General features: G+C 71.3%; 9 protein-coding genes and 1 tRNA gene. 3 read left to right on the forward strand and 7 right to left on the reverse strand.

Annotated features, from left to right (window positions below; translation table 11 throughout):
* Nucleotides 1-82: 82 nt before the first annotated feature.
* Nucleotides 83-3223 (reverse strand): AfsR/SARP family transcriptional regulator, encoded by a 3141-nt coding sequence (locus H9Y04_RS31420; protein ID WP_308801266.1) that lies wholly within the window; start codon nt 3221-3223, stop codon nt 83-85.
* Nucleotides 3224-3479: 256 nt separating this feature from the next.
* Between H9Y04_RS31420 and H9Y04_RS31425 the strand changes: the two genes are divergently transcribed.
* The 3 genes from H9Y04_RS31425 to H9Y04_RS31435 all read left to right on the forward strand — a co-directional run bounded on the left by H9Y04_RS31425 (nt 3480) and on the right by H9Y04_RS31435 (nt 7675).
* Nucleotides 3480-4886: a family 2B encapsulin nanocompartment shell protein gene (locus H9Y04_RS31425; protein ID WP_187817486.1), complete on the forward strand. Its 1407-nt coding sequence runs from the start codon at nt 3480-3482 to the stop codon at nt 4884-4886.
* Nucleotides 4877-7099, forward strand: coding sequence for a terpene synthase family protein (locus H9Y04_RS31430; RefSeq protein ID WP_187817487.1), 2223 nt, complete (start codon nt 4877-4879; stop codon nt 7097-7099). The genes H9Y04_RS31425 and H9Y04_RS31430 overlap by 10 nt, the downstream gene beginning before the upstream one ends.
* A gap of 87 nt (nt 7100-7186) precedes the next feature.
* Nucleotides 7187-7675, forward strand: coding sequence for a cupin domain-containing protein (locus H9Y04_RS31435; protein ID WP_187817488.1), 489 nt, complete (start codon nt 7187-7189; stop codon nt 7673-7675).
* 60 nt (nt 7676-7735) lie between these two features.
* Here the strand turns inward: H9Y04_RS31435 and H9Y04_RS31440 are convergent, their stop codons facing one another.
* The 6 genes from H9Y04_RS31440 to H9Y04_RS31465 all read right to left on the reverse strand — a co-directional run bounded on the left by H9Y04_RS31440 (nt 7736) and on the right by H9Y04_RS31465 (nt 13254).
* Entirely contained in the window at nt 7736-8089 is a 354-nt protein-coding gene (locus H9Y04_RS31440; protein ID WP_187817489.1) for a DUF4333 domain-containing protein, read from the reverse strand.
* A 227-nt stretch (nt 8090-8316) separates the two neighbouring features.
* Nucleotides 8317-9828 (reverse strand): alkaline phosphatase D family protein, encoded by a 1512-nt coding sequence (locus tag H9Y04_RS31445; protein ID WP_236071714.1) that lies wholly within the window; start codon nt 9826-9828, stop codon nt 8317-8319.
* A gap of 385 nt (nt 9829-10213) precedes the next feature.
* Nucleotides 10214-10287 (reverse strand) — tRNA-Lys (locus H9Y04_RS31450).
* 61 nt (nt 10288-10348) lie between these two features.
* On the reverse strand, nt 10349-12016 hold the full coding sequence (locus tag H9Y04_RS31455; protein ID WP_187817491.1) for an AMP-binding protein: 1668 nt from the start codon (nt 12014-12016) through the stop codon (nt 10349-10351).
* Between the two features lie 46 nt (nt 12017-12062).
* Nucleotides 12063-12524, reverse strand: coding sequence for a DUF3592 domain-containing protein (locus tag H9Y04_RS31460; RefSeq protein ID WP_187817492.1), 462 nt, complete (start codon nt 12522-12524; stop codon nt 12063-12065).
* Between the two features lie 130 nt (nt 12525-12654).
* Nucleotides 12655-13254 carry a lytic polysaccharide monooxygenase auxiliary activity family 9 protein gene (locus H9Y04_RS31465; RefSeq protein WP_187817493.1) on the reverse strand — a complete coding sequence of 200 codons (600 nt, stop codon included), beginning with the start codon at nt 13252-13254 and terminating at the stop codon, nt 12655-12657.
* Between the last annotated feature and the right edge of the window lie 148 nt (nt 13255-13402).

Raw genomic sequence — 13402 nt, forward strand, 5'->3', positions numbered from 1 at the left:
GCACAGTCGCACCGCCGCACCGCCGCACCGTCGCACCGTCGGGCGGGCCCGCACCCACAAGGGTGCGGGCCCGCCCGGCGGTTCAGGTGCGCAGGGCCCGCTCCTCCAGCCACCGCAAGGCGTCCTCGCGCGGATACGCCGCGCCCTTGTCGTACGCCTCCTGGAATCCGTCCGCGCCGAGGTCCTCCTTCAGGCGGTCGACCAGCTCGCGCCACTCCGGCTCGCCCCAGTCGAAGGCCCCGCGCATCACCTCGCTCATGCCGAGCGCCGTCGCGCCCTCGGCCGGTGCGCCCTCCAACGGCAGGAGTCCGCCGAGCAGTTCGGCCACCCAGGCGAGCGCGGCCGAGGCCCCCTGGCCGAACAGCGCGCCGGCCGCTTCCGGCAGCAGAGCGCGGGCGGCGCGCGCGTCCCCAGCGGCGAGCCGGTTCTCGATACGGGTGGAGACGATCAGGTCCCGTGCCAGTTCGCGGAGTTGGGGGCGGCGGGTGCTGAGCGCTTCGAGCCGGTCGAGGGTGGCGTCCGACCGGTCGAGGTCACCCGCCCTGCGGTGGGCGTTGGCGATGCCCACCAGGATGTTGGCCTCCAGACGCAGCTGTCCGCGGGCGCGGGCCTGGCGGTGGGCGGCGTGCAGATCGCGGAAGGCGCCCTCGATGTCGCCGCTGCGACGGCGTTCGCGGGCGAGGCGGGCCTTGCTGAGGTACAGGTAGTCCTCGGTGCCGAGTTCCGAGCTGAGCGCCACCGCGCGCTCCCAGGTGGCGATGGCCTGGGGATACTCGGCGCGCAGGGAGTGGTCGCGGCCGATCGGCATCAGGGCGAGCACGATCCCCCAGCGGTCGCCGACCTGCTCGAATCCGCGCAGCGCCTCGGCCCGGGACTCCTTGCCGCTTTCCAGGTCGCCCTGTTCGGTGAGCGTGAAGTCGTGCGCGAGGTGGGCGCCCGCCCGTATCCAGGGATCGGGCGACCGGAGCAGGTCGTCGAGTCCCGCGGCCTCGGACCGCCCGTCGGCGAACACCGTCCGGGACATCTGCAGAAGCTGGGCCGCGGGGTGGAACTCGCGCGCTATGGCGCTGGCGCCGGACGTGGCGGCCGCTTCGGGCAGCCGGCTGCTCATGCCGCGGATGCCCCAGTACCAGTACATCGCCGAAGCGAAGCGCCGGGCGGCGTCCTGTTCACCAGAGCCGCCGGAGTCCCCGGAATCTCCCAGGTCCCCCGATTCGGTGAGGATCTTGAGCGCGTAGCTGAGGTTGGCGTACTCGGCGTCGAAGACCGCGATGGCGCGCAGCTGCTCGCGGGTGCGCAGCAACGGTTCGTTCTCCTCGGCGAGCTGCAGGTAGTACGAGGTGAGGCGGGCGCACACGGCCGCGCTCTCCTCGGGTGACTCGGCCAGCCGGCGGGCGGCGTAGGCGCGGACGGTCTCCAGCATCCGGTAGCGCCCTTCGCCACCCGTCACACCGCCCGACCCGCCACCCGTTCCGCCGCTCTCCCCGCTGCTCTCCTCGACGAGCGACTTCTCGATCAGCGAGCCGACCACGTAGAGGACATCGTCCGCGGGCAGCTCCTCGTCCGCACACACGGCTTCCAGGGCGTCGAGCGTGGCGCCCCCGGGGAACGCGGACAGGCGCCGGGCGAGGGTGCGTTCGGGCTCGTCGAGCAGGTCCCAGCTCCACTCGACCAGGGCGAGCAGGGTGCGCTGGCGGGGCAGGGCGGTGCGGCTGCCGGAGGACAGCAGGCGGAAGCGGTCGTCGAGGCGGCGGGCGATCTGCTCGACGTTCATGGAGCGGAGTTTGGCCGCGGCGAGTTCGAGTGCGAGCGGCATCCCGTCGAGCCCTCGGCAGATCCGCAGGACGGCGTCGAGGGTGGAGTCGTCGAGCGTGAAGCCCTGGCGTACGCCCGCGGCCCGGTCGACGAAGAGCCGTACGGCCGCGGTCTCCAGCGCTTCGGCGGGCTCGGGTTCGCCGTGCGGCACATCGAGCGGGCCCAGGTGGAAGAGGGCCTCGCCGGTGATGGCGAGCGGTTCGCGGCTGGTGGCGAGGATGCGCAACTCCGGCATCCGTACGAGGAGTTGATCGGCGAACTCGGCGGCCGCCTCCACCAGGTGCTCGCAGTTGTCGAGCATCAGGAGGGCGTCGCCGCTGCCGAGCAGGCCCGCGAGCCGGTCGACCGGGCCGGTCCGCCCCCGGCCGCCGCCTTCATAGAGGCCGGCGTCCGTGGCGCCGATCGCGCCGAGCACGGCATCGGCGAGCTGCGCGGGGTCGCTGACACCGGCCAGCGGTACGTAGTGGAGCCGGCCGCGGTCATGGGCGGGGTCGCGGGTGGCGGCCTCCAGGGAGAGCCGGGTCTTGCCCGCGCCGCCGGGGCCGACGAGCGTGACCAGGCGCGTGGAGGTCATCAGGGCGGCGAGCCGGGTGAGTTCGCCGTCGCGGCCGACGAAGGAGGTCAGACGCGCGGGCAGTCGGCTCGCGGCGGCCGCGGTGGGCCTGGGGCGCTCCAACTCGCCGCGCAGCAGGGCGAGATGGATCTCCTTCACCTCCGCCGACGGGTCCACTCCCAGCTCGTCGCCGAGCCGCACCCTGAGCTCCTCGTAGGCGCCGAGCGCGTCCGACTGCCGGCCCACGGCGGCCAGGGCGCGCATCCTGAGCCCGGCGATCCGCTCGCTCAACGGGTGCTGTGCGCCCGCCGCTTCGAGGTCGGCAAGTACGTCGGCCGCGCGCCCTTCCCGTATCTCGGCCTCGTATCCGTCCTCGGCCACGGCGGCCCGCAGACCGTCGAGCCGGGTGGCGACCGGGGCGGCGAAGGGGGCGTCGAGCACATCGGCGAGGGCCGGTCCGCGCCATAGTGCGAGCGCGGTCCGCAGGGATCCTGCCGCGTCGGCGTCGCGCCGCGCGGCCAGGGCGCGCCGGCCCGCCGCGGCCAGCTGCTCGAAGCGGTGGACGTCGACATCCGCCTCCTGCACACCGAGGCGGTAGCCGCCGCCTGCCGACTCGACGGCCGCGTGCCCGCGCAGGGCCCTGCGCAGCCGGGACACCAGTGCCTGCAGGGCGTTGGCGGCATCGGCGGGGGGCTCCTCGCCCCACAGCCCGTCGACCAGAGCGTCGGTGCTGACGGGCCGGCCGCCTTCGAGGGCGAGCCGGGCGAGCAGCATCCGCACCCGGGGACCGCCGATGTCGACGGGCCCGGCCTCGCCTTCGGCCTGCACCGGACCCAGCAGGTCCACTTTCAGCACCACGACTCCCCCGGCCTTCCCGTGTTCGAACTCCGCGCCGAACGCGGGCTAAGAATCACCCAGTTGGGGGCGACGGTAAAGCCCTGTTCGGTTCGGCGGGGGCGCGCGGCCGGACAAACTGCGCCCCCGAGCCGCCCCCACCCCTCGCAGAGATCCACTCGCACTCATTTACGTGATGACGCACTCACGCTCCGTACTGCAAGGTGATCACCGCGTCAGCAGACGACGCACCGCAGTACCGACTGGAGGCACATACATGTCCGTAGGCGAAGAGATCCGTACAGCCGAGGCCCGGCCGCAGCAGAGTCTGGGCACCGCGGCGGCGCGGAATCTGGCCACGACGACCAAGTCCACGCCGCAGATGCAGGAGATCAGCTCCCGCTGGCTCCTGCGGGCACTGCCGTGGGTGCAGGTGCAGGGCGGCGCCTACCGGGTGAACCGGCGTCTGAGCTACTCCGTCGGCGATGGCCGTGTCACCTTCGTGAAGACCGGCGACCGTGTCGAGGTGATCCCCGCCGAGCTGGGCGAACTGCCGCCGCTGCGGGACTTCGAGGACCTGGACGTACTGACCGAGCTGGCCCGCCGGTGCGAACAGCGGGAGTTCGCGCCCGGCGAGGTGCTCGCCCATTTCGGCAGCCCGTCGGACGAGGTGTTCCTGCTCGCGCACGGCCGTGCGGCGAAGGTCGGCACCGGACCTTACGGAGACGATTCGAAGCTCGGTGTGCTCGCCGACGGCTCGTACTTCGGTGAGGCGGGGCTGGTCGATCCGGACGCGATCTGGGAGTTCTCGGTGCGCGCGGTGACCACGTGCACCGTGCTCGTCCTGCCCCTGAACTCCTTCCAGCAGGTCGTCGAGCGCACCCCGGCCCTCCAGGCCCACCTGGAGCAGCTGCGCACGATGCCCAGCCAGCGCACCAACAAGTACGGCGAGAAGGAGATCGATCTGTCGGCCGGCCATGTCGGCGAGGCGGAGATCCCGAGCACCTTCGTCGACTACGACGCCTCGCCGCGCGAGTACGAACTGAGCGTCGCGCAGACCGTGTTGCGCATCCACACGCGCGTCGCCGACCTCTACAACCAGCCGATGAACCAGACCGAGCAGCAGCTGCGGCTGACGGTCGAGGCGCTCAAGGAGCGCCAGGAGCACGAGCTGATCAACAACCGCGAGTTCGGTCTGCTCGCCAACTGCGAGTACGACCAGCGTCTGCAGCCGCACGACGGTGTGCCCAGCCCCGACGACATGGACGAGCTCCTGAGCCGGCGCCGGGGCTCGAAGCTGTTCCTGGCGCACCCGCGCGCGATCGCCGCGTTCGGCCGCGAGTGCAACAAGCGGGGTCTTTACCCGGAGCCGGTGATGTTCGACGGCCACCAGGTGCCCGGCTGGCGCGGCGTACCGATTCTGCCCTGCAACAAGCTGCCGATCAGCGAGGCCCGTACGACCTCGATCCTGTGCATGCGTACGGGAGAGGACGACGCGGGCGTCATCGGTCTGCGGCAGGCAGGGATCCCCGACGAGATCGAGCCGAGCCTGTCGGTGCGCTTCATGGGCATCAACGAGCAGGCGATCATGTCCTACCTGGTCACCGCTTACTACTCGGCGGCCGTGCTCGTGCCGGACGCGCTCGGCGTCCTGGAGAACGTCGAGATCGGACGGTGGCGTTGAGCACGCAGCCCTTCGCGCTGCCGGCCTGCTATCTCCCCCACCCCGCGCGGCTCAGCCCGCACACCGCGCGGGCCCGGGAGGAGTCGACCGAGTGGGCGCGCGGGATGGGGATGCTGGAGGGTTCGGGGGTCTGGGACTCCGACGATCTCGCGGCGCACGACTACGCACTTCTGTGCGCTTACACCCATCCCGACTGCTCCGCCGAGCAGTTGACGCTGGTCACCGAGTGGTACGTGTGGGTGTTCTTCTTCGACGACCACTTCCTGAAGCTGTTCAAGCGGACGCTGGACCGGCGCGGCGGCAAGGCGTACCTGGACCGGCTCCCGGCCTTCATGCCTCTCGATCCGTCGGCCGCCGTGCCGGAACCGGAGAACCCGGTCGAGGCGGGCCTGGCGGATCTGTGGCGGCGGACCGTGCCGCACATGACGGCCGACTGGAGGGAACGTTTCGCGACGAGCACCCGCAACCTCCTCAACGAGTCGCTGTGGGAACTCTCCAACATCAACGAGGGCCGGATCTCCAACCCGGTCGAGTACATCGAGATGCGCCGCAAGGTCGGCGGCGCACCCTGGTCGGCCCAGCTCGTGGAGTACGTGACCGCCGAAGTCCCCGCGTCCGTGGCCTCGTCGAGGCCGCTCCGGGTGTTGATGGACACGTTCTCGGACGCGGTGCACCTGCGCAACGACCTGTTCTCGTACCAGCGCGAGATCGAGGAGGAGGGCGAGCTCAGCAACGGCGTGCTCGTCCTGGAGACCTTCCTCGGCTGTACGACGCAGGAGGCGGCGGACGCGGTCAACGAGCTGATCACGTCCCGGATGCAGCAGTTCGAGAACACGGCGCTGACGGAGCTGGCGCCCCTGTTCCTGGCGGAGGGCCTGCGTCCCGACGAGTGCGCGGCGGTGGCCGCGTATGTGAAGGGGCTGCAGGACTGGCAGTCGGGCGGCCACGAGTGGCACATGCGCTCCAGCCGCTATATGAACGAGGGGGCGGTGAGCGGCAGTTCGGCTGCCTTGGGCATGGGGGCGGCGATCGGCACTGCTGCCCCCTTGGGCATGGGGGCGCTGTCCCTGAAGGACCTGCTCGCGGCGACCGGCGCTTCTCGTGTACGCAGCCACACCCACCTGCCGTATCAGTCGGTCGGCACGTGGCAGGTGCCCGAGATCCGCATCCCCTTTCCGCTCACGCTCAGCCCGCATCTCGACGTCGCCCGTGCGCATGTCCTGCGGTGGGCACGGGAGATGGGGATCCTGGAAGCCCAGCCGGGCGTGCCCGGCTCGGACGTCTGGGACGAGCACAAGCTCGCCGGGTACGACCTGGCGCTGTGCGCGGCGGGCATCCATCCGGACGCGCCCGTCGAGCAGCTGGACCTCACGACGCAGTGGCTGGCCTGGGGCACATACGGGGACGACCTCTTCCCCGTGATCTACGGCCGCACCCGCGACCTGGTGTCGGCGCACGCGTGCGTGGAGCGGCTGCGCCTCTTCGTCCCCGTCGACCTGACCGCAACACCCGCTCCTGTCACAGCACTTGAGCGCGGGCTCGACGACCTGTGGCGGCGCAGCGCAGGCCCGATGACCCTCTCCGCCCGTACCGACTTCCGGCGGGCCATCACGGACATGCTCGACAGCTGGCTCTGGGAGCTCGCCAACCAGGCGCAGCACCGGATCCCCGACCCGGTCGACTACGTCGAGATGCGCCGGCAGACCTTCGGTGCGGACTTCACGATGAGCCTGTGCCGGATCGGGCACGGGAAGTCGGTGCCGCCCGAGGTGTACGCGAGCGGGACGCTGCGCGCCCTGGAGAGCTCGGCGGCCGACACCGCCGGGCTGCTCAACGACCTCTTCTCCTACCGCAAGGAGATCGAGTACGAGGGCGAGCTGCACAACGCCGTCCTGGTCGTGCAGAACTTCTTCGGCTGCACCCGCGATCAGGCGGGCGCGATCGTGACGGACCTGCTGCACTCGCGGCTCGCACAGTTCCAGCACGTCGCGGCACTGGAACTCCCCGTCCTGTACGAGGACTTCGACCTGGACGCGGAGGCGCGCGGGGTCCTGGACGGATACGTACGGGAGCTGCAGAACTGGATGACCGGCATCCTCAACTGGCACGAGGGCGTACGGCGTTACCGCCCTCAGGACCTGAGCCACGGCCCGCTGCCCCCGCTGACGGGGCTGGGGACTTCGGCGGCGCGCGTGTTCTCGATGACGGGGTGAGCCAGGGCACTTGTGGAGGTCGAACCGAACTCCCGGATGGATCAGTACGGTTGGCCCGTACTGATCCATCCAGGGAGGGAACCCACCATGTCCGGCACCGCTCAGCGCCACGCACCCAAGTCCAACCGCCGCACCCGCCTCTACCGCGCGGCCGCGGCCGTCGCCACCGTGACCGGACTCGCCCTGCTGCCCTCCGCCGCGGGCGCGACCCCCGGCAGCGGCGTCACCGGCACGATCCTGGCCAAGGGCACCTCCGAGGACACCCTGCGCATCAAGGCCAAGGGCCGCACGGACGTCACGGTCCGCACCATCACGATCGCCCCCGGCGGCTCCACGGGCTGGCACTACCACCCGGGCCAGGTGCTCGCCGTGGTCCAGTCGGGCACCTTGACCCGAACGCTCGGCGACTGCACGGTCGAGTCCACCCCGGCGGGCGGCTCCTTCGTGGAACCGGGCGGCAGCAAGGACATCCACATCGGCCGCAACCTGGGCACGACCCCAGTGGTCCTCTACGTCACGTACCTCCTCCCGGAGGGCAGCCCTCTGTCGCTGGACGCCCCGGACCCGGGCTGCTGAACGGCCGGTCTTCCGGACCTGCGATAGCTCTCGTACTCCCCAGGGCACTTCGCCGGACAGTCAGTTCGCAGCCGGAGAAGCCGTTTCGTCGGCCTTGATGGCGAAGTTGATGCGGTCTCCGTCGACCGAGGTCACCCTGACCGCGACGCCGAGGGTGCTGCCGTCGCTTGCGGTGAGGCGGCAGCGGGTCGTGGTGCCGACCTTGCCGGCCAGGGCTTCGGGGCAGGTGATGTCCGGCTCGGGCCGGCCGGTGGTGGCGGCGAGCTCCGCCGCCACCAGGTCGGAGAGCCGCTCCGCCGACATCCTCGGTGCGGCGGAGCCGACCTCGACGGAGGCCGAGCAGCCGGCGAGGAGAAGACCGGCCGCGGCGGCCGTCAGGAGCGTGGCGGCTACGGGCAACCGGGCTGGGCGCATGGAGGTACTCCGGTCCGAAGGGCCTGGCTGGACGAGCCAGGAAGCCTAGGGCGCGGGCGGAGCTCCCGATGCCGCCTGAGCGGCACCTCCTGTGCCCGCCAAGCCGAAGATCCCCCGTTCGAGCGAAGCTCCACCGTCGCCGCCCCCGCACCCACCTGCACGGGCGCCACGCAGACTTCACCGCACGGCGAAGGCCCCCCGCCGAAGCGAAGGGCCTTCGTCGTGGGTCAGAGCTGGACGCCCGGCACCCGGTCCTCCACCACCGCCGTGGCTCGCGTGCTCACCGGCGCGCCCGGGCGGGTGACGTACGGAAGGACGCGGAAGTCGCTGGTGAGGCGGTCGCGGTCGACGTGGACGCGGACGTAGCCGCGCTGCGCGTTGAAGAACTTCATATGCGGGTTGGCAGCTAGGAACCGCTGTCCCTCCGCGGTCATGTCGGCGCCGTCGCCGCCGCTCGCGATGGAGGTACCGACGAACTCGGCGGCCAGCGTGGCCGATCGGGGGTCGGTGAAGTCGGCCTTGAGGTCGACCGCGTAGTTCTGGTGGCGGTCGCCGGTGATGACGACGAGGTTGCGCACGTCACGGTTGCGGGCCTCCGCGAGGAGGCGGTTGCGTTCGGCGACGTAGCCGTCCCAGGGGTCCATGAACACGTTGGTGGCTTCCCCCTCGTCCAGGTCGGTCTGGCCCATGGGGGTCTGGTTGCCGAGCACCTGCCAGCGCGCGGGCGAACGCGAGAAGCCCTTGAGGACCCAGTCGCGCTGTTCGGCACCGAGGAGAGTGCGCCCCTGGTCGAAGCGGTCCTCGCAGTCGGCGCTGGTCTTCCCGCCGCAGAGCTGGTCGTCGCGGTACTGACGGGTGTCCAGCATGGTGAAGTCCGCGAGCCGGCCGTACCCGAGCCTGCGGTGGATCCGCACGTCGGGGCCCTTGGGCAGCTGGGTGTGCCGCAGCGGCGCGTGCTCGTAGAGCGCCTGGAACGCGTCCGCGCGGCGCTTCAGGAACACCTCCGGGTCCGCGCCCGCGTCCTGGGAGACGGCGCCGGCCCAGTCGTTGTCCACCTCGTGGTCGTCGAAGGTCATGATCCACGGGAAGCGTGCGTGTGCCTTCTGCAGCGGTGCCTCGGACTTGTAGAGGCCGTACTGAAGGCGGTAGCGGGCCAGATCCAGGGTCTCCGTATGGAACTTGGGGTCCGTGGTGACGCCGCGCTTGTTGGTGCGCACCCCGTACTCGTAGAGGTAGTCGCCGAGATGCACCACCAGGTCGAGGTCCTCCTCGGCCATGTGGTCGTACGCGGTGAAGTAGCCGTCCTGCCACGCCTGGCAGGACGCGAAGGCGAACTTCAGGTCGCGCGGCATCGCGAAGGCACGCGGCGTGGTGCGGGTGCGGCCGACCGGGGAGATCGCGGTGCCGGTACGGAAGCGGTAGTAGTACACGCGGTCGGGGGCGAGGCCGCGCACCTCGGGGTGGACGGAGTGCGCGAGTTCGGGTGTGGCGACCACGCTGTCCCGGCGCACCACCTTGCGGAACCGCTCGTCGGTGGCGACCTCGTAGTGCACGCGTACCGGCTTGTCCGGCATGCCGCCGTGACCGTCGGCGGCGAACGGGTCGGGCGCGAGACGCGTCCACAGCACAACCCCGTCGGGCATCGGGTCGCCCGAGGCGACGCCGAGCGAGAAGGGGTCACCGGTCAGGGCGGGCGCGGCGTGGGCGGCGCCGGAGCTCCACAGACCGGTGCCGAGCATGAGGGCGGCCGCTCCGGCTCCTCCGTACCCGAATATCTGGCGTCGGGTAGGGGTGGGGGATCTGTGCACGGGTTCCTCCTCGGGCGCGTGGCGTACCGAACCGGAAAAACCCTGAAGGGGGCACATGACATGTCAGCGCCAACCGAGTGGCCACCCGCGGAGGGCGAGATGAACGGGCGCATGGGGCACGCGTGCGAGGGCGGATGCGGGGGGTGCGGGCACGCACGCGAGGCCGGATGCGGGGGTGCGGGCACGCGTGCGGCCGGCCCCACCCCAAGGGGGTGTGGGTGGCGAAGCCCCCACAACGCGCGGCGCAGCCGCGCAAAAAACAACGAGGGCGAGAAGGTCCGCGCATTCCGCGGACACTTCTCGCCCATCGCCATCGTGCGCCGCCAGGGACTCGAACCCCGGACCCGCTGATTAAGAGTCAGCTGCTCTAACCAACTGAGCTAGCGGCGCGTGACGAGTAAATAGTACCCGGTCCGAGGGGGTGGTCCCGACCATTTCCGGGGCGTGATCGTCAGTGGGCGAGGAGGTCCTCGCGGCCCTGTGACCGGTAGCGGGCCAGGACCTCCGCCAGGTCCGCGGGCGTGAACGGGCGGTACGCCGTGGAGGGTCCGGAACGCCACCACACCGGCTCCGCACAGCGGAAGCCCGTTCGGCGCAGGGCCACGCGGTGGACCTTGTTCGTGGCCGTGACCGGCATCCGGTCGACGATGCGGAGATACGTGGGGACCATTTTCGGTCCGAGGTCGGACTGGGCGGACAGGAAGGCGGCGAAGGCGGCGGGATCGAAGACAGCCCCCGGGCGCAGCGCGACCGTGGCCATCACCTGGTCGCCCGCCACCGGATCGGGCACGGCGTAGACCGCCACCGCGGAGGCCGACGTCCAGCGCGCCAGAATGTTCTCGATCATCGCGGCGGCCAGGTTCTCGCTGTCCACGCGCAGCCGGTCGTCGGTGCGGCCCGCGAAGTAGAGGAAGCCCTCGGCGTCCCGGTAGAAGAGGTCGCCGGTCCAGTACCAGCCGTCCCGCACCCGCGCCGCGTCCGCCTCGGGGTTGCGCCAGTAGCCCTCGAAGACCGTACGGCCCCGGTTGACCAGCTCCCCTATCGCCTCGTCGCCGTTGAGCAGCCGCCCGCCGGGCCCGAACCTCGCGGGCGGGCACTCGGTGCGCGACGAAGGGTCGACCACCGCCAGGTCGTCGCCGGGCGTGGCCCGGCCGATCGCGCCGGGCGGGGTGTCGGCCGTGCGCTGGATCGACGCGCCGCCCTCGGAGGACCCGTACCCCTCGACGAGCCGCACCCCGAAGCGCTCGGCGAACCGCCCCGCGTCCACCGCGCCCGCCTCGGTCCCGAACCCGACCCGCAGCGGGTTGTCCCGGTCGTCCTCGGCGGGCTCGGTGGCCAGGAGGTACTGCACGGCCCGGCCGACGTACGTGAAGTAGGTCGCGCGGTATTTCCGTACGTCGGAGAGGAAGGCGGAGGCCGAGAAGCGGCGCCGCAGGGCAACTCCCGCGCCGGCCGCGAGGGCCGGGGCCCAGTCGGCGATCACGGCGTTCCCGTGGAACATCGGCATGCAGATGTAGTGCACGTCCTCCGGCCGCACGTCGAAGAAGCGCCGCAGCGACTGCCCGGCTCCCGCGAGCCGCCCCTGCGTACAGATCGCGGCCTTCGGCGCGCCCGTCGAGCCGGACGTGAAGTACAGGAGGATGCGGGTCCGCGGCCCCACCTCGCCGACCGTGTGCTCGCCCGGCTTGGCGCCCTCGTACGGCTTCAGGAGCTCGGCGTACTCCGGTGTGTCGCTGACGAGCACCCGTACGCCGGGCAGCTCCAGGCCTTCGAGCAGCGGGAGTTGCGAGCGCTCCGTGATCAGGATGCGGGCCTCGGTGTGCAGGATGTCGCGGGCCAGCTCGGCGCCGCGCCGCGTCGGGTTGATGCCGGCGACGGCGGCCCCGGCGAGCGCGGCGGCGCTCAACCATCTGGGGAATTCAGGAGTGTTGTCGAGCAGCACCGCCACATGCGGCTCGACTCCCCGAGGCAGCAGATCGGCAAGCAGCGCGGCCCGCGCGGCGGCGGCGGCGGCGACCTCGTGGTGGCTGTACACCTCGTCCTCGAACCAGAGTCCGGGACGGTGATCCGCCCAGCGGGCCTGGACGAGTTCCGCGACGGTTGCGCCTTGAGTGCCCATGCGGCGCACGATAATTGACGCCCCGTCAGATGTGGAGAGTGCGACCTCAGGGCATCATCAGATCGGGCCCCGCGGACATCGACGAGTACGTCACCATGACGAAGACGCAGAACGCCACCATCGCCCCGCAGAAGACCAGGACCCCGCCTCCCGCGGCGGCGTTGAGACCCCGCTGGGGCCGGTGCGCCGTGGCACGTTCGGGGCGCTCGGCCGTGTAGTGCACGGTCACGATGTCGCCCGCCACCCTCATCCCCGGCCCGTTGTCCTCCTCGAAGCGGATCGCGCGCCCGTCGCGGGTCAGGAACTCGTACACGTGGTGCTGCGTGGTCGACGTACTGCCGCCGCGGCTGCCCGACGTCGTCGTATAGGCGCGCAGACAGCGCGCCTCCGCGGTCAGGCCACTGCGCCACGCGGCGCTCAACTCGCGCGCCCTGCGCAGCGACGACACCGCGAAAAGGATGGCGAAAGCCGCCATCACCGTCGGCACCGCGTAGAAGAAGAAGTCCATGGCATCCCCCCGGATCCGCGCACACCGCTCGAACACGGTGTGCGCAGACCGTATGCCCGCAGGCCAGAGGGGAAGAACCCGATCTGAGCAAGATCTGAGCCGCGAGCCGGAAAGGGGTGCGCCGGGACGCTCAGAACTGGACGTCCGAGCACGCGTAGAACGCGTTGCCCGTATCCGCGATCGTCCAGACCGCGAGGATGATGTGCCGCCCCGACTTGCCCGACGGCAGCCGGCCCGAGTGCGAGAGCGTCGCCGGGGGCTGGCCGCTGAAGGGGACGGTCAGGAACGGTGCGGTGTCGAGGGACGACCGGGAGAGCGGGGCGCTCTGGTTCCAGCCGTTCTTGGTGATGTAGTAGCGGAAGTCGGTCGTGGAGTGCCGTGCCGTGAACTGCCAGCGGAAGGTCTGGGTGGCACCGCTGGTCACCTGCGTGGCCGGCCAGGCGCCACCGCCCGGCTTGGTGGGCGAGTTGAGCACGTCGAACTGCCCGAGACCCGCCGAACAGATCTTGCCGTCCGCGGGACCCGCCGCCGGGAAGCCCTTCGGGCCCTCGACGCTCTGCGGCTCCCACTGGATGGCGCCGCAGCCGGTGACCGTGCCGTTCTGGCAGAGCTTCTGCCGGCTGATGGGCAGATCGGTGTAGCCGTGCGAGCTGGCGCCACCGGAGGACAGCGCGAACGCTCCGGCCGTCGCCAGGCCCACCAAGGCCGCGTACGTCTTCTTTCTCCGCATACTGCTGCTCCTGGGGCTCGTGATGTGGGGGTGAGCTCGAGCGCTGCGCAGTGCTCCGTGCGGAAGTGCGTGATCCGGGCGTGCGGACATGCAGGGGTGCAGACCCGCACGACTCGGCGTACATGATCCGGAAGTACGAGGTCCGGTC

This window comes from Streptomyces polyasparticus, from assembly GCF_014493765.1.
Lineage (GTDB): Bacteria > Actinomycetota > Actinomycetes > Streptomycetales > Streptomycetaceae > Streptomyces > Streptomyces polyasparticus.